Genomic DNA, 19,593 nt, shown 5'->3' with positions numbered 1-19,593 from the left:
TCCTCTGAGCCGCCGGTAGTCCGTGACTCGATGGTCCGCACGCCGCCGGAAAAGCGCGCGGGGCGTCTGCGGCTGCGCGGCGCGCGGCTGGCCGGTTTTCTGCTGCTGATGCTGCGCAATCCGCTGACGGCCATCGGCTCCGCCATTGTGCTGATGCTGATGCTGGTGGCGATTTTCGCGCCCTGGATCGCCACCCACGATCCGCTGGCGCAGGATCTGGCCAACGCGCTGCAGGCGCCGGGCGCCGCCCACTGGTTCGGCAGCGATGAGTTTGGCCGCGACGTCTTCAGCCGTCTGGTTTACGGTTCGCGCATCACGCTGTATATCGTGGCGCTGGTGTCGGTGACCGTCGGGCCGATCGGCCTGCTGCTTGGCGTGGTCGCCGGCTACTACGGCGGGGTGGTGGACACCGTGCTGATGCGGATTACCGATATTTTTATCTCGTTCCCCAGCCTGGTGCTGGCGCTGGCCTTTGTGGCGGCGCTCGGCCCGGGGCTGGAGCATGTGGTGATTGCCATTACGCTGACCGCCTGGCCGCCGATCGCCCGTCTGGCGCGGGCGGAAACCCTGTCGCTGCGGCACGCCGACTTTGTCTCCGCGGTGAAACTGCAGGGGGCTTCATCCATTCGCATCCTGCTGCATCACATTGTGCCGCTGTGCCTGCCGTCGGTGATTATCCGTATCACCATGAATATGGCGGGCATCATTCTCACCGCCGCCGGGCTGGGCTTCCTGGGACTGGGGGCGCAGCCGCCCGATCCCGAATGGGGGGCGATGATTTCCGCCGGCCGGCGTTACATGATGGAGTGCTGGTGGCTGGTAACAATCCCGGGGCTGGCGATTCTGATTAACAGCCTGGCGTTCAACTTTCTTGGAGACGGCCTACGTGACATCCTCGATCCCAGAACTGAATAACCCCGCCTCCCGCGGCGCGCCGTTGCTGGACGTCGCCAATCTGCGGGTAAGCTTCGTCAACGGCGGCGTGGTGACCGACGCGGTGCGCGGCGTCTCCTTTTCGCTCGGCTGCGAAAAGCTGGCCATCGTCGGCGAGTCCGGCTCCGGTAAATCCACCGTCGGGCGCGCCCTGCTGCAACTGCATCCGCACAGCGCCCGTATCAGCGCCGATCGGATGCGTTTCGGCGATATCGATCTGCTGCAGGCGGATGAGGCGCGCATGCGCCAGATCCGCGGCAAGCGCATGTCGATGATCATGCAGGATCCCAAGTATTCGCTGAATCCGGTGGTGTGCGTGGGCGATCAGATCGCCGAGGCGTATCTGGCGCACCACAAGGTTTCCCGTCAGGAGGCGAAAGCCAGAGTGATGGCGATGCTGGAGGTGGTGCGCATCCGCCAGCCGGAGCGGGTATACGGCCTCTATCCCCATGAGGTGTCGGGCGGGCAGGGACAGCGCATTATGATCGCCATGATGCTGATCACCGAACCGGAAGTGGTGATTGCCGATGAGCCGACCTCGGCGCTGGACGTTTCCGTGCGTTTGCAGGTGCTGGCGATGCTCGACGATCTGGTGGGCGAACGCGGACTGGGACTGATTTTTATCAGCCATGATATCAATCTGGTGCGCAGCTTCTGCGATCGGGTGCTGGTGATGTACGCCGGGCGCGTGGTGGAGTCCATCGCCGCCGCCGATCTGGATAATGCGCGGCATCCCTACACTCGCGGCCTGCTGAATTCGCTGCCGGATATCGACCATCCCAGAGCGCGCCTGCCGGTGATGAACCGCGATCCGGCCTGGATTAACGCCTAAGGAGCAGAAACGATGCATAACCGTCCCATGATTGAGGTGAACGATCTGAACCTCTCTTTCGGCCAGGGCAGCACGCGGAATCAGGTGCTGTACGATGTAAATCTTACCGTTAATGATGGCGCTATCTTCGGCCTGGTGGGGGAGTCCGGTTCGGGGAAAACCACGGTACTGAAATGTCTGGCCGGCTTGTTTAACCACTGGCAGGGCAAGCTGCTGATTGACGGCCAGCCGCTGGCGCACCGTATCGATCGGGGGCGCTGCCGCCGGGTGCAGATGGTGTTTCAGGACCCCTATGGCTCGCTGCATCCCCGCCATACCGTGGAGTCGATACTGGAAGAGCCGCTGTTGATCCATCGCTTTGCCGACCGCGACGACCGTATTGATGCGCTGCTGGAAAAGGTGGGGCTGGGAACGACGTTTCGCCGCCGCTATCCCCACCAGCTTTCCGGCGGGCAGCGTCAGCGCGTCGCCATCGCCCGGGCGTTGATCCTGGAGCCGCGGGTGCTGCTGCTGGATGAGCCCACCTCGGCGCTGGACGTTTCCGTGCAGGCGGAAATCCTCAATCTGCTGGCCGAGTTGCAGCAGCAGGAGAAATTGACCTATCTGCTGGTGACCCACGATCTGGGGGTGATTTCCCATCTATGCCATAAGGTGGCGGTGATGCAGTACGGCCGGATACTGGAAACGCTGGATATCGGCGACTTGACCCGCGATACGCCGAAAAATGCCTATACCACCATGCTGGTGGAGGCCAGCCGCCAGTACAGCCGCGATCTGGCGGTGCGTTCGGAACTTATGGGGTGATTTATCGGCTGGAGGCCGGCCGTTATGCCGGCCCTTACTCAGGGCGGCGGTTAACGATTGGTTACGATGTGAATTCGCTACGTAAAAAAAGGTAAATCGGTGGCGTTGCCGAGGGCGGGTATTTACAATCATTACGCTTTCTGTAACCAGTCTTATCCACAAGGAATTATCATGTTCAAACGTACTCTGGTTGCCGCGGCGGCCTTGATTTCACTTAGCGCTTTTTCCCCGCTGTTTGCCGCCACGGGCGTTACGCATGTGTTGCTGACCACTTCGGCGGGAAACATTGAGCTGGCGTTGGATGAGCAAAAAGCCCCGGTTTCGGTGAAAAACTTTGTCGAGTACGTGAATAACGGTTTTTATAACGGCACCACGTTTCATCGCGTGATCCCCGGCTTTATGATCCAGGGCGGCGGCTTTACCGATGATATGAAGCAGAAAGCGCCCAACCCGCCGATCAAAAACGAGGCGGATAACGGTTTGCGCAACCTGCGCGGCACCATCGCCATGGCGCGTACCGCCGACAAAGACAGCGCCACCAGCCAGTTCTTTATCAACGTGGCGGACAACGCCTTTCTCGATCACGGCCAGCGCGATTTTGGCTACGCGGTCTTTGGCCGGGTGGTTAAAGGGATGGAGGTCGCGGATAAGATTTCCCAGGTGCAGACGGAAAACGTCGGCCCGTATCAGAACGTGCCGCTCAAACCCGTGGTTATCCAGTCGGCGAAGGTCCTGCCTTAAGCTTTCTCTGATCGACCGTGTAAAAACGGGCGAGTTTACCCAACTCGCCCGAATTAAATCAGCGCGTCGTCATTGACAGGCGGAGGCGGTCAATACGGCAAGGTTCTTGCCGACGCCGGCATAGTTCGCCAGTTTATCTTTTACGCATTGCGCGGTTACCGGCGAGTAGCTATAAGGGAGTGCGGGGAATGTGCCGGTGCTGGTCCAGCTATCGGCATTGACATAGGCTTTGGAATCTTTGTCCCAGGTGATGCCGTAGGTGGTGAAATCGGCGGGTTTGGTAATGTTGTTGTTGCGCAGTTCCCATGTGCCGAAATTCGAGCCATCGTAACGGGATGTCACCGGGTTTTTCGCGTTCTCGAACCAGTTGCTTTCAATCAATGCGATGCCGTTCTGACGAACGTTCAGCCCTGAACTGGTGACGCCGGAATAGAGGTTGTTGTAGGCATGCACCTGACCGCCTCGTTGCAGCGGCAGCCGGGCGTTTACGTCGCTGTAGATATTGTGGTGATAGGTGAGGTTGCGTCCGGTATCGCTATTGCTGGAACCGCTTAAGCCGACCTTTTTGACGCCGTGAATGTAGTTGTAGGAGACGGTGACGTTGGTCGAGCCTTTTTTGATATCCACGGCGGATTCAAAGGTGGTATCGCCGTCCGGCGTGCCCTCGCACTCATGGTTTTTCGCGAAGATCTCGTTATGGTCGATCCAGACGTTCGGGGAGTCGTCGATGCGGATTGCATCGCCATCCTGGGCGCCTCCGGGCATATACCCCATGCGCATATTACGCACCACGACGTTGGAGGACTTGGTGATCCAGATACCGAAGTTTGCTGAGGAACCATTGCCGCCGAGGATGGTAATGCCTTTGGTAAACTCCTTGATCTCCACGCCGCGCGCCGCTTTGCTCCATTGACCGCAGATATCGGCTTCCGCCGCCTTGATTAAGTCATCTTCATTGCCGTTATAGGTGATGACTACGGGGTAGGCGCCGCCTGACACTTTTTTACCGCTTGAGTCCAGACGCGCTGCCGCGATGATATCGACAATGTCCTGCATCGAACCGGCCGTTTTATTGACGGCGCCGGAAACGTTGCCGCCGTCGGTGGTGGCATAGCCGCCGGTATCGGCCGCCATCGCTGGTTGGCAGGCAAGACATAACAGCCCGGCGGCGGCTGAAGGCAGTAGGTATTTCATAAGGATTATCTCCTGTTGGAATATAACTTTCGTTAAGGCATTTATCGTTCCATATGCCCAGGGTAATAAGGTTGGATTTTTCGCTAAAAATGGAATATCAGTTTTCAGTTTTATCAAAAACCCGCATCAGTGTTATCACAAAAATAAAACAATTCAATACGGTGAGTTCAATGCGTCTTTTGAATAATCGAAAGGAAAGGAGGGTTCTATGAAAGCTAAATTGCCAATTAAAATTACGCATAAGATATTTATTGTTTTATTATCAATAAGTTATATTCTCATGATGGTTTTTTTTATTTCCATAGGTTTCTGTTTTCAGCAATATATTCATATAAGGTGGATTTGTCTGAAAAATCCCCCCGGATATCCATATTAATAGGGATTTTCTTAAAATAAATAAAAATGGAGTTTTATTGATCTATATTAAAATATAACTTTATAAATCATGGCTGATTTTTATTTTGCCGATATTGAAAATAATAGATTAAGCCTGTTGGTAAGGCTATTTACATTGCCGGTAAATAATTTATTTTGATAATAAATACCCTGCTCATTAACTAAGGGGTAAATATGAGACCTGCGTTGATGGTGATAAAAAAAAGCGTGAAACTCGCTTCACGCTTTTTTGTTGTAGGGTAACGGAATGGTTTAACGGGTGCCGTAAACCACAATCGTTTTACCATGTGCGGAGATCAGGTTCTGGTCTTCCAGCATTTTAAGAATACGGCCCACGGTTTCGCGTGAACAGCCGACGATTTGCCCAATTTCCTGACGGGTGATTTTTATTTGCATGCCATCGGGGTGAGTCATGGCATCGGGTTGTTTCGCCAGGTTTAATAACGTCTGAGCAATACGGCCGGTAACGTCGAGAAACGCCAGATTACCGACTTTCTCTGAAGTTACCTGTAGTCGGCTGGCCATCTGCGCCGACAGGCGCATCAGAATATCGGGATTCACCTGAATCAACTGCCGGAACTTTTTATAAGAAATTTCAGCAACTTCACAAGCCGTTTTCGCCCGTACCCAGGCGCTGCGCTCCTGACCTTCTTCAAACAGGCCAAGTTCACCGATAAAATCTCCCTGATTGAGATAAGAGAGAATCATTTCTTTGCCTTCTTCATCTTTGATCAGCACTGCGACAGAGCCTTTCACGATGTAGTAAAGCGTTTCTGCTTTTTCACCCTGGTGAATCAGCGTGCTCTTCGATGGATACTTGTGGATATGACAATGAGAAAGGAACCATTCGAGAGTCGGGTCTGTTTGCGGTTTGCCGAGAACCATTCGCTATCATCCTCTGTTGTAATTCACTGCGCAAATCACAGGGCTCAGAGTTCCCTGTACGGCGTATTACTGCTAAACATTCAAAATTCGTCTAGGAAGAATGACGTCAGGGAATATACTGGAGCCTCTATCTGGCGACATCATCATCTCCCCGGTATCTGAGTTTGTCCAGAAAAGGCAGATTCTATTTTCGTTTGTAACACAGCTTGAAGGACCTGTCTTGTGTTGTCTCGCTTCAGCATGATGAAGCTTTGGTTATAGCGTGTTTTTGTACAGTAACGATATAAATTTTCAAAAAATTTTTAGCGGAGGCGGCATGCAGGCTCGAGTAAAGTGGATTGAAGGTTTAACTTTTCTTGGTGAATCAGCGTCCGGGCATCAGGTGCTGATGGATGGCAATTCGGGAGACAAGGCGCCAAGCCCAATGGAAATGGTGTTGATGTCGGTTGGCGGCTGCAGTGCGATTGACGTGGTGTCGATCCTGCAGAAAGGCCGTCATGACGTGGCGGACTGCGAGGTTAAACTGACCTCGGAGCGGAGAACGGAAGCGCCGCGCCTGTTTACCCATATTAATCTGCATTTTATCGTGACGGGCACAGGGCTGACGGAGAAAGCGGTGGAACGGGCGGTGGCGCTCTCCGCGGAGCGCTATTGCTCGGTGGCGCTGATGCTGGATAAAGCCGTCGAGGTCACGCACAGTCATGAAGTCCGCATAGCGGGGTAATCCTCGGCGTATCGCCCGCTGGTGCTTTTGCCGCGGCGGACTATTCGATTTTTTTCCCTTCCAGCAGGCGCTGCACCAGCGGCGCCATAATCAGCTCCATCGCCAGACCCATTTTCCCGCCGGGCACCACCAGGGTGTTGATATGGGAAATAAACGATCCCTGCAACATGGCCAGCAGATAAGGGTAGTCAATATTATCCAGTTCCTGGAAATGAATCACCACGAAGCTTTCGTCCAGTGAGGGGATCGACTTGGCGGCGAACGGGTTGGAGGTATCAACGGTGGGAACGCGCTGGAAGTTGATGTGCGTGCGTGAAAACTGCGGCGTAATGTAGGTGATGTAGTCTTCCATGGAGCGCACCACCGAATCCATCACCGCTTCGCGCGAGTGTCCGCGCTCGTTCACGTCGCGAATCAGTTTCTGAATCCATTCCAGGTTGACGATCGGCACCACGCCGACCAGCAAATCGACGTGTTGCGCCACATTGTGCCTATCGGTCACCACGCCGCCGTGCAGCCCTTCATAAAACAGCACGTCGGTGGGTTCAGGCATCGGCTCCCACGGCGTGAACGTACCGGGCACCTGGTTGTAGGGGATCGCTTCATCATAGGTATGGAGATATTTACGGGTTTTACCGCTTCCGTGGCGGCCATATTCGGTAAACGACTGCTCCAGCAGGCTGAAATCATTGGCCTCCGGGCCGAAATAGCTGATATGGCGCCCGAGATCCCGCGCCTTACGTATTTCCATATCCATTTCCGGGCGGGTATAGCGGTGGAAGCTGTCACCTTCAAGCTGGGCGGCGCGCATGTTTAACTGCTGAAAAATCTTGTGGAATGCCTGGCTGGTGGTTGTGGTTCCCGCTCCGCTGGAGCCGGTAACCGCAATAATCGGATGCTGATGTGACATAAGGCGCTTCACTCCATGATGGTGACGTTTGCTGCAGGGCTTGCCGGAAAAACGCCATCAAAAAAGACAAGGTTTCAGACTGCTGAATGAGGTTTTTATCATTGTTAGCACGGTTGCCGATAGCGATGCATCCTCTTTTTCGGCTTTTGCGGCGTTCAGCGCGGATGATACTCGCCGGCGTTAAACTGGCCGCGGGGCATGATGTTGATGGTTTCATGCAGCTCCGACCACACCAGAACCACTTCGCCTGACTCCAGTTGCCGGCGCACGTCGGCGACCTTTTGCGCCAGCGTGCGCTCCTGTTCGCCATAATCCGTTCCTTCGCGCAGCACGAAAGATTCGATGAGATTGCCCAATGTTTCAGGATCGAGTTGTTGCCAGGGAATGATCACGATATTTGTCCAGAAAAAGTGTTGTGCGATTAAAATCGTACTGTTAGCTTCGATATTGCCGGTTAACAATCTATGCGTTACCAACATCAATCCACTACCAACTATATCGTAAAAATGCCGAGGGCGAGGGGCGCCCGTTACATGGAATTGAGTCTGTTTTTATCGATGCTGGGTTTTCTGTGGGTGGCGGCGATCACTCCGGGGCCGAACAATATGCTATTGACCACCTCTGGCGCCAACTTCGGTTTTTATCGCTCCCTGTGGCTGATGCTCGGCATCATGCTGGGTATGCAGAGTATTTTACTGCTGGTGGCGTTCGGCGTCGGCGGCCTGCTGCTGGTCTATCCTTCGCTGCATTTCACCCTCAAGGTGCTCGGCAGTTTGTATCTGCTGTGGCTGGCGTGGAAAATCGCCACCGCCGCCTATGAAAGGCTGGAGACGATGGCTGCGCCGTCGCGTCCTATCCGGCTTTATCAGGGATGGCTGCTGCAGTTTCTCAATCCCAAGGCCTGGCTGATGGCGCTGGGGGCCGTCGCCAGCTTCAGTCTGGCGGGGCAGGAGTACAAGCACTCGGTGGCGGCGATAAGCCTCGGCATTGTACTGGTGAATCTGGTTTCCGGCGTGATATGGCTCGGCTTCGGCACGCTGATCGGCCGGCTGTTGCGCAGTAAAAAAGCCTGGATTATCTTCAACGTATCCATGGGCGTGCTGACGGCGGCCTGCGTGCTGCTGATTTGGCACTAGCGCCGCGGCGCGGGCGATAAGCGGCGCATCGGCCCGCGCCGGCGGTGACTTAAGCGGAGAGCGAGCGGGTCATCTGCTCCAGTTGCTCTTGCGCGTCGAGCCAGGCCATCTCCGTTTCTTCCAACTGAGCCCTGACCTGCGTCTGCTGCTGCAGGCACGCCGTAAGCTCGGCTTTGCGGCCGATATCATACAGCTCGCCGTCCGCCAGCCGCGCCTCAACGGCCGCCAGTTCGGCGCCCAGCTTTTCCATCTGCTGTTCAAGCCGGGTGATTTGCTTGCGCAGCGGCTGCGTTTGCGTTCTCAGCTCGGCTTCGCGCCGCTTCTGGTCTTTTCTGGCCTGGGCGCTGTTGGCGGCGTTCTCTTTCGGCGCGTCGTCGGCCTCGCCGCTTTGACGCTGCCGGTCCACCAGCCACTGTTGGTAATCCTCCAGATCGCCGTCAAAGGGCTCGACCCTGCGGTCGTGCACCAGATAGAGATCGTCGGTGGTGGAGCGGATCAGGTGCCGGTCGTGCGATACCACCACCAGCGCGCCTTCGAAATCGATCAGCGCTTCCGTCAGCGCCTGGCGCATATCGAGATCCAGGTGGTTGGTGGGTTCGTCGAGCAGCAACAGGTTCGGGCGCTGCCAGACGATAAGCGCCAGCACCAGCCGGGCTTTTTCTCCCCCGGAGAAGCGGGCGGTGATTTCCGTCACCTTGTCGCCGCGAAAACCGAAGCCGCCAAGGTAATCGCGCAGCTGCTGTTCCGTTTCCCGCTCCGCCAAACGCACCAGATGCTGTAACGGCGACTCGTCGGCGCGCAGAAACTCCAGCTGATGTTGGGCGAAATAGCCTAGTTTTACCCCTTTGGCCAGGCCGATCTCGCCCTGCAGGGGAGCAAGGGTTCCCGCCAGCAGCTTAATCAGCGTGGATTTGCCGGCGCCGTTGTGCCCCAGCAGGCCGATACGCGAGCCGGGCACCAGATTCAGTTTGATCGACTCCAGAATCAGCTTATCGTCGTAGCCGGCGCTGACCTTCTCCATTTTCAGCAGCGGATTCGGCAGCGACTCAGGGGGGCGAAAGCTGAAACGGAAAGGGTTGTCCACATGCGCGGGGGCGATCATCTCCATGCGCTCCAGCATTTTTATCCGGCTTTGCGCCTGCTTGGCTTTGGTCGCCTTGGCCCGGAAGCGGTCGATATAATGTTGCAGATGGGCGACGCGCTCCTGCTGATGTTCATACAGCGACTGCTGCTGCGCCAGCCGGGTGGCCCGCTGCTGCTCGAACGAGGTGTAGTTGCCGGTGTATTCGTTCAGCGTCTGCTGTTCGATATGCACTATTTTATTGACGATGGGATCGAGGAAATCTCGGTCGTGCGAAATCAGCACCAGCGTTCCGGGGTAGCTTTTCAGCCACTTCTCCAGCCAGATCACCGCGTCCAGATCGAGGTGGTTGGTGGGTTCGTCGAGCAGCAGCAGATCGGAACGGCAGATTAGCGCCTGCGCCAGATTGAGACGCATGCGCCAGCCGCCGGAGAACGCGCTGACCGGTTGCCGGAGCTGATCCTGCATGAAGCCGAGGCCGTGCAGCAAACTCGACGCTCGGGCCTGGATGGTCCAGGCCTGGATGGCGTCCAGCTTGCCGTGCAGGGTCGCAATGGCGTGGCCGTCGTTGTTGGCGTTGGCTGCGTGCAGTTCGGCTTCCAACTGGCGAAATTCGCGATCGCCGTCAATAACGTAATCAAGCGCCGGCACGTCCAGCGCCGGCGTTTCCTGATTCACCCAGGCCAGCGCCCAGCCCTGCGGGAAGGTCGCGCTGCCGCCGTCTGCGCTGATTTCATCTTTCAGTAATGCCAGCAGTGTAGATTTACCACAGCCGTTCTTGCCCACCAGACCGACTTTCTGGCCGGGGTTAATGGTGGCCGTGGCGTTATCCAGCAGAACATGTACACCACGTCGAATTTGCAGCGAGGAGAAAACAATCATAAAGCGCCGTATGTTCAGAGTATGTTAAATTATGGACCTGATATCAGGACCGAGGCGTCCTGTTTTTAGTCGTAGCGCTGCATGGTAACGGAAAACGATAACCATGACGACGCTTTGGAGGGGAATGATGTCGCAGCCACCCAGGATTTTGCTGCTGTATGCCCATCCGGAATCACAGGACTCGGTGGCGAACCGGGTTTTACTGCAACCGGTACAACGGCTGGATAATGTCACCGTACACGATCTGTACGCGCACTATCCCGATTTCTTTATCGATATTTACCATGAGCAACAGCTGCTGCGCGAGCATCAGGTGATTGTATTCCAGCATCCGCTATATACCTACAGCTGCCCGGCGCTATTGAAAGAGTGGCTCGACCGGGTGCTGTCGCGCGGCTTCGCCAATGGCATCGGCGGCAATGCGCTGGCGGGAAAACACTGGCGTTCGGTTATTACCACCGGCGAGCCGGAGGAAGCCTATCGGCCCGGCGGCAACAACCGCTATTCCATGGACGATCTGCTGCGTCCGTTTGAAATGACCGCCGCCCTGTGCCGCATGCGCTGGATAAAGCCGATGATGATTTACTGGGCGCGCCGTCTGCCGCCGGATGTCTTGTCCGGCCATGCCCGCGCCTACGGCGAATGGCTGGCGTCGCCTTTCGAAAACGAGGTGCGCTGATTATGGAGAGTTCCGCATTACTCATCGCCTGCGTGCTGTTTTTATTTGTGGCGGTGGTCGCCGTGCCGATCGCCGCGCGATTAGGCATCGGCGCCGTGCTGGGCTATCTGCTCGCCGGGATTGCCATCGGCCCCTGGGGATTGGGCTTTATTCGCGATGTTGACGCCATCCTGCACTTTTCCGAGCTCGGCGTCGTCTTCCTGATGTTTATCATCGGGCTGGAGCTGAATCCGAAAAAATTGTGGACGCTGCGGCGCTCCATTTTCGGCGTCGGCGCCGCGCAGGTCGGGCTGAGCGCGCTGGTGCTGGGCGGGGCGCTGTATCTGACCGCTTTCTCCTGGCAGTCGGCGCTGATTGGCGGGATAGGGCTGGCGATGTCGTCCACGGCGATGGCGTTGCAGCTGATGCGTGAAAAAGGGATGAATCGCAGCGAGTCCGGCCAGTTGGGTTTTTCCGTGCTGCTGTTTCAGGATCTGGCGGTCATTCCCGCGCTGGCGCTGATCCCCATTCTGGCCGGCGTACAGGGCGAGGTGGACGACTGGAATCACATCGCCCTGAAGGTGGCGGCGTTCGCCGGCATGCTGATTGGCGGCCGCTATCTGGTGCGCCCGCTGTTCCGTTTTATCGCTGCGTCCGGCGTACGTGAAGTGTTTACCGCCGCCGCGCTGTTGCTGGTGCTGGGCTCGGCGTTATTTATGCAGGCGCTCGGTTTCTCGATGGCGCTCGGCACCTTTATCGCCGGCGTCCTGCTGGCGGAAAGCGAATATCGCCATGAGCTGGAGATCGCCATTGAGCCATTCAAAGGGCTGCTGCTGGGGCTGTTCTTTATTTCCGTCGGCATGGCGCTGAACCTGGGGATTCTCTACACCCACATTATCAAGGTGCTGATTGCGGTATTGGTGCTGGTGGCGGTCAAAGGCACGGTGTTATACGTTTTGGCGCGCATCAACCGCATGCGCCGTTCCGAGCGTTTGCAGTTTGCCGGCGTGTTGAGCCAGGGCGGCGAGTTCGCGTTTGTGCTGTTTTCGGCGGCCGCGGCGTACAACGTCCTGCAGGGCGATCAACTGCCGCTGCTGTTGGTGACGGTAACGCTGTCGATGATGACCACGCCGCTGTTGATGCAGTTTATCGACCGGATTCTGGCGCGCCGTTATAACCAGCGGGACGCTTCCGACGAGCAGCCTTATGTCGCCGACGATGAGCCGCAGGTTATCGTGGTGGGATTCGGGCGCTTCGGGCAGGTCGTCGGCCGTTTGCTGATGGCCAATAAAATGCGGATTACCGTATTGGAACAGGATATCAGCGTCGTCAGCCTGATGAGAAGCTATGGTTATAAAGTATACTATGGCGATGCGGCGGAGCTGGAGTTACTGCGCTCAGCGGGGGCGGCAAAAGCGCAGGCGATCGTTATTACCTGCAATGCGCCGGAAGATACCATGGCGATTGTGCATCTGTGCCAGCAGCATTTCCCGCATCTGGAAATTCTGGCGCGGGCGCGCGGGCGCCTGGAGGCGCATGAGCTGTTGCAGGCCGGCGTGGCGCATTTTTCGCGCGAAACCTTCTCCAGCGCGCTGGAGTTGGGACGCAAGGCGCTAATGTCGCTGGGAATGCATCCTCATCAGGCATTTCGCGCCCAGCAGCATTTCCGGCGTCTGGATATGCGCATGCTGCGCGAACTGATGCCGCAGCTGCCCGGCGACGTGGCGCAGATATCCCGCGCCAAGGAGGCTCGCCGCGAGCTGGAAGATATTTTCCAGCGGGAAATGCAGCGTGAACGGCGGCGCCCTGACGATTGGGATGAAGTGGAATAAGCGGAAAATAGGTCACGAAACATGCGTAAACGATTTATTGCCGGGGCCGTGTGCCCCGAATGTCAGGCGCTGGATACGCTGGCCGTCGGACGTGAAGACCAGACGGAAGTCGTGACCTGCGTAAAATGCGGCTACCGCCAAAGCCGCGCGGACGCCCCGGCGGCGGAGCCGCAGCGGGCGGACCGGAACATCATCGGCATTTTTCATCCTGATTGAAGCCGCGGTGGTGTTTGCCGTCGGGCCGTCATGGGCGACGTGAAAAAACCTCCCTGAGACGGTACACGGGGATTTTTTTCAGCTACAATTTGCGCCAGTTTGATTTCCAACGGTAGGAGATATCATGAAAGTAGCAAAAGATCTGGTGGTCAGCCTGGCCTACCAGGTACGTACAGAAGACGGTGTATTGGTCGATGAGTCTCCGGTGAGTGCTCCGCTGGACTATCTGCATGGTCACGGCTCGTTGATTTCCGGTCTGGAAAATGCGCTGGACGGCCGCGCCGTGGGCGATCGTTTTGACGTCAATATCGCCTCAAACGACGCTTACGGTAATTACGATGAAAACCTGGTTCAGCGCGTGCCCAAAGATGTTTTTATGGGCGTGGACGAACTGCAGGTCGGTATGCGTTTCCTGGCTGAAACCGACCAGGGGCCGGTGCCGGTTGAAATTACCGAAGTGGAAGACGACCACGTCGTGGTTGACGGCAACCATATGCTGGCGGGCCAGAACCTGAGCTTTAACGTTGAGGTTATCGCCATTCGTGAAGCCACCGAAGAGGAACTGGCTCACGGCCACGTTCACGGCGAGCACGATCATGAACACGGCGACGGCTGCTGCGGCGGCCATGGCCACGATCATGACCACGAGCAGGGTAAAGGCGGTTGCGGTAACGGCGGATGCGGTTGCCACTAACCCGCCTGTGCTGAGATAGGTAGCCACTGTCTTCATCTCTGCAAAGCCTGATGCCATTATATGGCATCAGGCTTTTTGCTATGTGTTGTTATCTTGATGATCGGTAAGTGAATTTTAGGTCTTCATCTTAAAACGGCTCGCTGATTTTCATCCCCTTTCCCTTATCCTCTTTCCTCTCTTACACATATCATTTTTTTAAGTAAATCATGCCGGCTTGATCGCTAAGTAGCGATATTCATCACATAACTTAGCGAAACCTTTAGCACGCTTATTGACACCTATCCGCGCTTTGCTGAAATATATGCAAACGTTCCCGAGAACGTTATTACCCTACAATTCAAAAAACTATATCCAACGCTATTGATGTTGCTGGCAAGCGACAAATAAACGAGCCCTGATGAACTTATTCAGGTCGATGCACCGGGGAAAAGTGGTCAACATCGCAGCAGCTTCAGGCGGGAAAGGTATAGGTACATAACAAAATAAGAGAATAACACCATGAAGAACATCAATATTGATTTACGAGGTCTGAACCCTGCGCCCATTACTCCGTTTACCCCTGACGGCGCCGTGGACTATGCCGCCTGTAAAAAACTGGGCGCCTGGCTGCGCAGCATCGACGGCGTGAAAAGCCTCACCGTGCTCGGCCATGCCGGCGAAGGGACCTTCCTGTCCCGCGACGAACAGGCAAAAGTCATCGAGGCGTTCGTCGAATCCGTCAATAACGAAATCCCCATCATCGCCGGCATCACGCTGGAAGGCACCGAGGTCGCCGCCGAAGAAGCCAAACGCGCCGTCAAGGCCGGCGCTTCCGCCGGTCTGCTGTATCCGTCCCACGGCTGGCTGCGTTTCGGCTACCAGAAAGGCGCGCCGCAGGATAAATACCGCCACGTCTATGAAGAGAGCGGTCTGCCGCTGATCCTGTTCCAGTACCCGGACGTCACCAAATGTACCTACGACCTGGAAACCCTGCTGGAAATCTCCGCGCAGCCGGGCGTATTCGCCATGAAAAACGGCGTGCGCAATATGCGCCGCTGGGATACGGAAATTCCGGTGATCCGCCGCGAACGTCCGGACCTGCAAATCCTGAGCTGCCATGACGAATACCTGCTGTCGACGATTTTCGACGTGGATGGCCTGCTGGTGGGATACGGCAATATCGCGCCGGAACTGCTGGTGGAAATGATCGAGGCGGGCAAAGCGCAAGATTATCGGAAAGCGCGTGAAATCCATGACCGCCTGCTGCCGGTCACCAAGAGCGTGTACCACCGGGGTTCGCATATGGAAGGGACGGTGGCGCTGAAGCATGCGCTGGTAGAGCGCGGGATACTGGAGCACGCCACGGTGCGTTCTCCGCTGCTGCCGCTGGAGCCGGGCGCCGAAGAAGAGATCAAGGTCGCCGTCCGGGCCGCCAAACTGCCGCGCGTTGGCTAATGGCAGTAAAGCCGCTGCACAAGCGTGCCGCGGCTCACACACTTTCCTTTTTGGAGAACAAACTATGTCAACGCATGACATGAGTGCCAGTGTGGCCAATGCTGACGCCGGTTCCGCTGCCGCAAACGGCACATCCAATGCCGAGCTGGTCGCCCGTCTTGAACGTTTGCCTATCACGCGTCGTATCTTCTGGACCCGAAATATCATCGGCGCGGCGACGTTCTTTGATGGCTACACGGTGATCTGCATCGCTTACGCGATGCCGCTTCTGGTTCAGGAATGGGGGCTGACCCCCAAGCAAACCGGCATGATTTTATCCGCAGGCTATCTTGGTCAGCTTCTTGGCGCGGTCTTCTTCGGTTGGCTGGCTGAGCGGGTAGGACGCCTTAAGGTGCTGCTTTTCACCATTCTGTTGTTTGTCAGTATGGATGCGGCCTGCCTGTTTGCCACCGGCGCGCTGGTGATGATGATCCTACGCTTTGTGCAGGGCATTGGTACCGGGGGGGAAGTACCGGTCGCTTCGGCTTATATTAATGAATATATCAGTTCGAAAGGACGAGGCCGGTTCTTCCTGCTTTATGAGGTGATGTTTCTGCTCGGTTTGGTTGCCGCAGGATTAATCGCCCGTGCGTTTGTCCCGCTCTATGGCTGGAAGGTGATGTTTATCGTCGGTCTTGTTCCGGCGTTGATCCTGCTTCCCTGTCGTTTTTTTATGAAGGAATCTCCGCGCTGGCTCGCTTCACAGGGACGGCTGGCCGAAGCGGACAGTATCGTGACCGGTCTGGAGCGAAGCGCGATTGCCCAGGGGTTCACGTTAGAGACGCCTAAAGTGACCATCGAGGAGAAAAAAGAAAAAGCGTCTCACTGGAGCGGACTGTTTCAGGGGATATATCGTAAACGCACCTTTACCATTTGGACGATGTGGTTTACCTCGTATCTGGTTGCCAACGGCATGATCACCTGGTTACCCACGCTTTATCGCCAGGTCTACAAGCTGCCGTTGGAGACCAGCATCAGCTACGGTCTGACGACATCCGTAATGGGGGTTATCGCCGCCGTCGCGTGCGCCCTGCTGATTGACAAGGTTGGGCGTAAACGCTGGTATACCTTTGCTTTCATGCTGGCGCCCATCCCCCTTATCGTACTTGCCTTGCTGGGCGCCACGTCGGCAGAACAAGTCCTGGTTTGCGCCGGCTTGTCCTATGCGATCATCCAGACCGTCACCTTTTCGCTGTACCTCTACTCCGCTGAAATCTATCCGACCCGTATGCGGGCCATCGGTACCGGCCTGGGTAGCGGCTGGCTGCGGTTAGGGTCATCGACGGGCCCAATTGTGGTGGGAACGATTATGGCATCGAGTGGCATTAGCACGATGTTCGGTTTCTTTGCCGGTATCTTACTGGTGGGGGCGGTAGTAACGATTCTGTTTGCCATTGAAACGAAAGGCCGCGTGCTGGAAGAACTTTCACCATAGTACAAGGCAGGATGCGCGTAAGGGGAAATGCGCCGCCCAGGCAGCGCGTTTCCCCACTATTGGAGAGGGCGTACGGCGTTTCATCGTTGAGGTATAAAATGAAATTAGCAAGTTTTAGGGTGGGGCATAAAGAGACATATGGTTTGAAAGTTGCAGCCGGTATCGTCGATTTAGGCAAAAGGCTAGGGGCGCGCTATGCCGATCTCCGGTCATTGATTGAAGACGACGGCATTGCCGCTGCCAGGCGTTTTTTACAAGCCAAACCCGATTATCAAGAGGACGAGGTGGTATTTCTTCCCGTAATTAATAATCCCAGAAAAATTTTCTGCGTAGGTATGAATTATGCGGAAAAACGTACGGAGTTTGGCGAATTAAACCCAGCTCCTACGTTATTTATTCGTTTTCCTGATTCTCAGGTGGGACATAATTGCGGCGTAGAGAAACCCGCCCGGTCAAATGAATTTGACTATGAAGGGGAACTGGCGGTCATTATTGGTAAGAGAGGCAAAGAGATTTCGGCATTAGACGCCTTCTCCCATATTGCCGGATACAGTTGCTATATGGATGGCTCCGTTCGCGACTGGCAGCACACCTGGTTCACCGCGGGGAAGAACTGGCGGAATACCGGCGCATTTGGCCCGTGGCTGGTGACGTGCGATGACGTGCCGCAACCGCAAAATCTGCATATCGTGACCCGGCTTAATGGCGACACCGTGCAGGACGACAACACCGCCAGCATGATTCACCCTATTGAAGAGTTGATTGAATATATCAGTACCTTCAGTGAATTATCTCCCGGTGATGTCATTATTACCGGTTCCCCCGGCGGCGTGGGCAAGAAACGTACGCCGCCGCTTTTTTTGCATGAAGGCGATATCGTGGAAGTTGAAATCGAGCATATTGGCTGCTTGCATAATCGCGTCACCACAGGGGGGCAGGTATGTAGTGCGGCATAAAAGCGCCGATTTGATAACGCGAAGTATGACGGATATATAACAACTATTTTTTTAGCCGGATAAATACGATGGCGTACTGGTTATCCGGCTTTTCTATTTTATTTGGCTCGTATTCATATTTTAAAACGGTTACGGAAAATCTCATTATTTGGAGGAAAGAATGCGTGCTCTATTGGATAGAATGCTGCAGGTCAGCATTGCGAAGAAACTCTATGGCGGATTTTTCGTCGTATTATCGTTGATTATTATTGCGGTATTCTTCAGTGCATTACGTTTTGCTGAAATTCGTGATTTATATACGAAGACTACGTTGGTATCTGAGATAAACCATTATCTCGATCAATCGAAAATCGCCCGCGTGAAGTTCTTTTATACGCTGGAAGAAGAGAATGCCAACAATATGATGAAGTATGTTTCCCAGATAACGGCGCAGCAGGAAAATGCGCGCCAACTGCAGTGGGAGGAGCGTGATTGGCAGCATTTCCTGCGCCTGAGCGAACAGCTGACGCAGTATCAACATGAGCTGAAAGAGATCGCGCTCGCGGCATCCGCGGTGCGCGCGCAGAAAAATACCGATCCCATCGCGGGGGCGAGGCAGGATACTGCGCAGTGGCAGCGCCTCAAAGCGGCGGATACGCAATCCATCAAGACGGGGTTTGCGGTTACCGACACCCTTGATGGTATCGCGAGCCATCTTGATGAGAAGAATCGGCAGGTTATCAATCGCTCGGTGGCGGAAATTATCGTTATCGGTATTTGCGCCGTGCTGCTGGGGGCATTGATTGCCGGATCGGTGACGCGTCTGATTGCGAGATCGGTACGCGCCAATCTTGAATTGGCGCAGCGCATCGCCGAGGGCGATCTGTCCGTGGTAGAGGGCAGGGTGCGCCGTGACGAACTGGGCATGTTGACGCAGGCCATGATCGATATGACGCAAAAACTGTGCGGGCTGATGATAGATATTCGGGACAGCGCGCATCAGGTTGCCACGGCTTCTTCCTCCATTGCGGACGGCAACCGTAATTTGTCTTCACGTACCGATCAGCAGGCGGCGGCAATGGTGGAAACTGCCGCCAGCATGGAGGAGTTGACCGCCACCGTGAAGAATAATGCTGATAACGCGCGGCACGCCGGACAGCTCGCGCGCCAGGCATCCGGCAATGCCAACCGAGGCGGCGACATCATCAAACAGGTGGTGACGACGATGTCGGACATCACCGGAAGCTCGCGCAAAATCGCGGACATCACGTCGGTCATCAACAGCATCGCCTTTCAAACCAACATACTGGCGCTGAACGCTGCGGTGGAAGCGGCGCGAGCCGGCGAGCAAGGACGCGGGTTTGCCGTTGTCGCCAGCGAAGTGCGAAGTCTGGCGCAGCGCAGTTCACAGGCGGCCAGAGAGATTGAAACCTTGATTGCGGAATCGGTCATGCGGGTGGATGAGGGCGCGTCGCTGGTGGGAAAGGCGGGCTCCGCGATGCATGAAATTGTGACGTCTATCGGCGCTGTTGATAGCATCATGAGCGATATTTCGGTGGCATCGGATGAACAGAGCCGCGGTATTGCCCAAATCGGCGATGCCGTGACGGACATGGATCGCACCATCCAGGAGAATGCCGCCATGGTCAGCGATTCCACCAACGCGGCATTGGCGCTGGAGGAGCAGGTCGCGCGCCTGGCCTCATTAATCGCGGTGTTCCGTTTGCCGGGGGGCGATATTCCCGCGCCGCTGGTTTCAGACCGGCGCAGCCGTTTCGTCGCGTTGCCCGAACGTGAGCAGGGAAGCTGGGTATAGCGCCGAGGGAGCGCAT

19 protein-coding genes are annotated in these 19,593 nt (G+C 56.0%); 14 read left to right on the top strand and 5 right to left on the bottom strand.

Going from position 1 to position 19,593, the window contains the following annotated elements:
• Window positions 1-108 precede the first annotated feature (108 nt).
• From MFP24_RS10250 to ppiA, 4 genes are all read left to right on the top strand, one after another.
• Complete coding sequence (locus MFP24_RS10250; protein WP_407061999.1) at window positions 109-915, top strand: ABC transporter permease; 807 nt, start codon at window positions 109-111, stop codon at window positions 913-915.
• A complete protein-coding gene (locus MFP24_RS10245; RefSeq protein ID WP_249230453.1) occupies window positions 887-1,765 on the top strand; it encodes an ABC transporter ATP-binding protein in 879 nt (292 codons plus the stop codon). The genes MFP24_RS10250 and MFP24_RS10245 overlap by 29 nt, the downstream gene beginning before the upstream one ends.
• A gap of 27 nt (window positions 1,766-1,792) precedes the next feature.
• On the top strand, window positions 1,793-2,569 hold the full coding sequence (locus tag MFP24_RS10240) for an ABC transporter ATP-binding protein (protein WP_249230628.1): 777 nt from the start codon (window positions 1,793-1,795) through the stop codon (window positions 2,567-2,569).
• A gap of 171 nt (window positions 2,570-2,740) precedes the next feature.
• Window positions 2,741-3,310 (top strand): peptidylprolyl isomerase A, encoded by a 570-nt coding sequence (gene ppiA / locus MFP24_RS10235; RefSeq protein WP_249230452.1) that lies wholly within the window; start codon window positions 2,741-2,743, stop codon window positions 3,308-3,310.
• Window positions 3,311-3,379: 69 nt separating this feature from the next.
• Here the strand turns inward: ppiA and MFP24_RS10230 are convergent, their stop codons facing one another.
• The gene (locus MFP24_RS10230; protein WP_249230451.1) at window positions 3,380-4,504 is read right to left on the bottom strand and encodes a polysaccharide lyase; all 1,125 of its coding nucleotides are present in this window, start codon (window positions 4,502-4,504) and stop codon (window positions 3,380-3,382) included.
• 648 nt (window positions 4,505-5,152) lie between these two features.
• A complete protein-coding gene (gene crp, locus MFP24_RS10225) occupies window positions 5,153-5,785 on the bottom strand; it encodes a cAMP-activated global transcriptional regulator CRP (protein ID WP_004090925.1) in 633 nt (210 codons plus the stop codon).
• Window positions 5,786-6,101: 316 nt separating this feature from the next.
• Here crp and MFP24_RS10220 point away from each other — a divergent pair, with 316 nt between their 5' ends.
• Window positions 6,102-6,509 carry an OsmC family protein gene (locus tag MFP24_RS10220; protein WP_249230450.1) on the top strand — a complete coding sequence of 136 codons (408 nt, stop codon included), beginning with the start codon at window positions 6,102-6,104 and terminating at the stop codon, window positions 6,507-6,509.
• Window positions 6,510-6,549: 40 nt separating this feature from the next.
• Here the strand turns inward: MFP24_RS10220 and MFP24_RS10215 are convergent, their stop codons facing one another.
• Window positions 6,550-7,419, bottom strand: a complete 870-nt coding sequence (locus MFP24_RS10215) for a phosphoribulokinase (RefSeq protein ID WP_249230449.1) — start codon at window positions 7,417-7,419, stop codon at window positions 6,550-6,552.
• Between the two features lie 155 nt (window positions 7,420-7,574).
• Complete coding sequence (locus MFP24_RS10210) at window positions 7,575-7,811, bottom strand: YheU family protein (protein ID WP_009111185.1); 237 nt, start codon at window positions 7,809-7,811, stop codon at window positions 7,575-7,577.
• Window positions 7,812-7,952: 141 nt separating this feature from the next.
• Here MFP24_RS10210 and MFP24_RS10205 point away from each other — a divergent pair, with 141 nt between their 5' ends.
• Window positions 7,953-8,555 carry a LysE family translocator gene (locus MFP24_RS10205; protein WP_249230448.1) on the top strand — a complete coding sequence of 201 codons (603 nt, stop codon included), beginning with the start codon at window positions 7,953-7,955 and terminating at the stop codon, window positions 8,553-8,555.
• Window positions 8,556-8,604: 49 nt separating this feature from the next.
• Here MFP24_RS10205 and MFP24_RS10200 read toward each other — a convergent pair whose 3' ends face one another.
• Window positions 8,605-10,518: an ABC transporter ATP-binding protein gene (locus MFP24_RS10200; RefSeq protein ID WP_249230447.1), complete on the bottom strand. Its 1,914-nt coding sequence runs from the start codon at window positions 10,516-10,518 to the stop codon at window positions 8,605-8,607.
• 127 nt (window positions 10,519-10,645) lie between these two features.
• On the opposite strand from MFP24_RS10200, the gene kefG reads away from it, so the two are divergent.
• The 8 genes from kefG to MFP24_RS10160 all read left to right on the top strand — a co-directional run bounded on the left by kefG (window position 10,646) and on the right by MFP24_RS10160 (window position 19,577).
• Window positions 10,646-11,197: a glutathione-regulated potassium-efflux system ancillary protein KefG gene (gene kefG / locus MFP24_RS10195; RefSeq protein ID WP_249230446.1), complete on the top strand. Its 552-nt coding sequence runs from the start codon at window positions 10,646-10,648 to the stop codon at window positions 11,195-11,197.
• Window positions 11,198-11,199: 2 nt separating this feature from the next.
• Window positions 11,200-13,008, top strand: a complete 1,809-nt coding sequence (kefB, locus tag MFP24_RS10190; protein WP_249230445.1) for a glutathione-regulated potassium-efflux system protein KefB — start codon at window positions 11,200-11,202, stop codon at window positions 13,006-13,008.
• A gap of 21 nt (window positions 13,009-13,029) precedes the next feature.
• The gene (locus tag MFP24_RS10185) at window positions 13,030-13,224 is read left to right on the top strand and encodes a YheV family putative zinc ribbon protein (RefSeq protein WP_249230444.1); all 195 of its coding nucleotides are present in this window, start codon (window positions 13,030-13,032) and stop codon (window positions 13,222-13,224) included.
• A gap of 124 nt (window positions 13,225-13,348) precedes the next feature.
• Window positions 13,349-13,918, top strand: coding sequence for a peptidylprolyl isomerase (slyD, locus tag MFP24_RS10180; RefSeq protein WP_249230443.1), 570 nt, complete (start codon window positions 13,349-13,351; stop codon window positions 13,916-13,918).
• A 498-nt stretch (window positions 13,919-14,416) separates the two neighbouring features.
• Entirely contained in the window at window positions 14,417-15,352 is a 936-nt protein-coding gene (locus MFP24_RS10175; protein WP_249230442.1) for a dihydrodipicolinate synthase family protein, read from the top strand.
• Window positions 15,353-15,416: 64 nt separating this feature from the next.
• Window positions 15,417-16,826, top strand: a complete 1,410-nt coding sequence (locus tag MFP24_RS10170; protein ID WP_249230441.1) for an MFS transporter — start codon at window positions 15,417-15,419, stop codon at window positions 16,824-16,826.
• Between the two features lie 98 nt (window positions 16,827-16,924).
• Window positions 16,925-17,782 (top strand): fumarylacetoacetate hydrolase family protein, encoded by an 858-nt coding sequence (locus tag MFP24_RS10165; protein ID WP_249230440.1) that lies wholly within the window; start codon window positions 16,925-16,927, stop codon window positions 17,780-17,782.
• Window positions 17,783-17,942: 160 nt separating this feature from the next.
• The gene (locus tag MFP24_RS10160; protein WP_249230439.1) at window positions 17,943-19,577 is read left to right on the top strand and encodes a methyl-accepting chemotaxis protein; all 1,635 of its coding nucleotides are present in this window, start codon (window positions 17,943-17,945) and stop codon (window positions 19,575-19,577) included.
• Window positions 19,578-19,593: the final 16 nt, after the last annotated feature.

Origin of the sequence: Brenneria tiliae (genome assembly GCF_023347575.1) — a bacterium.
Classification (GTDB): domain Bacteria; phylum Pseudomonadota; class Gammaproteobacteria; order Enterobacterales; family Enterobacteriaceae; genus Brenneria; species Brenneria corticis.
This window is presented reverse-complemented; position numbering and strand designations above follow the sequence as displayed.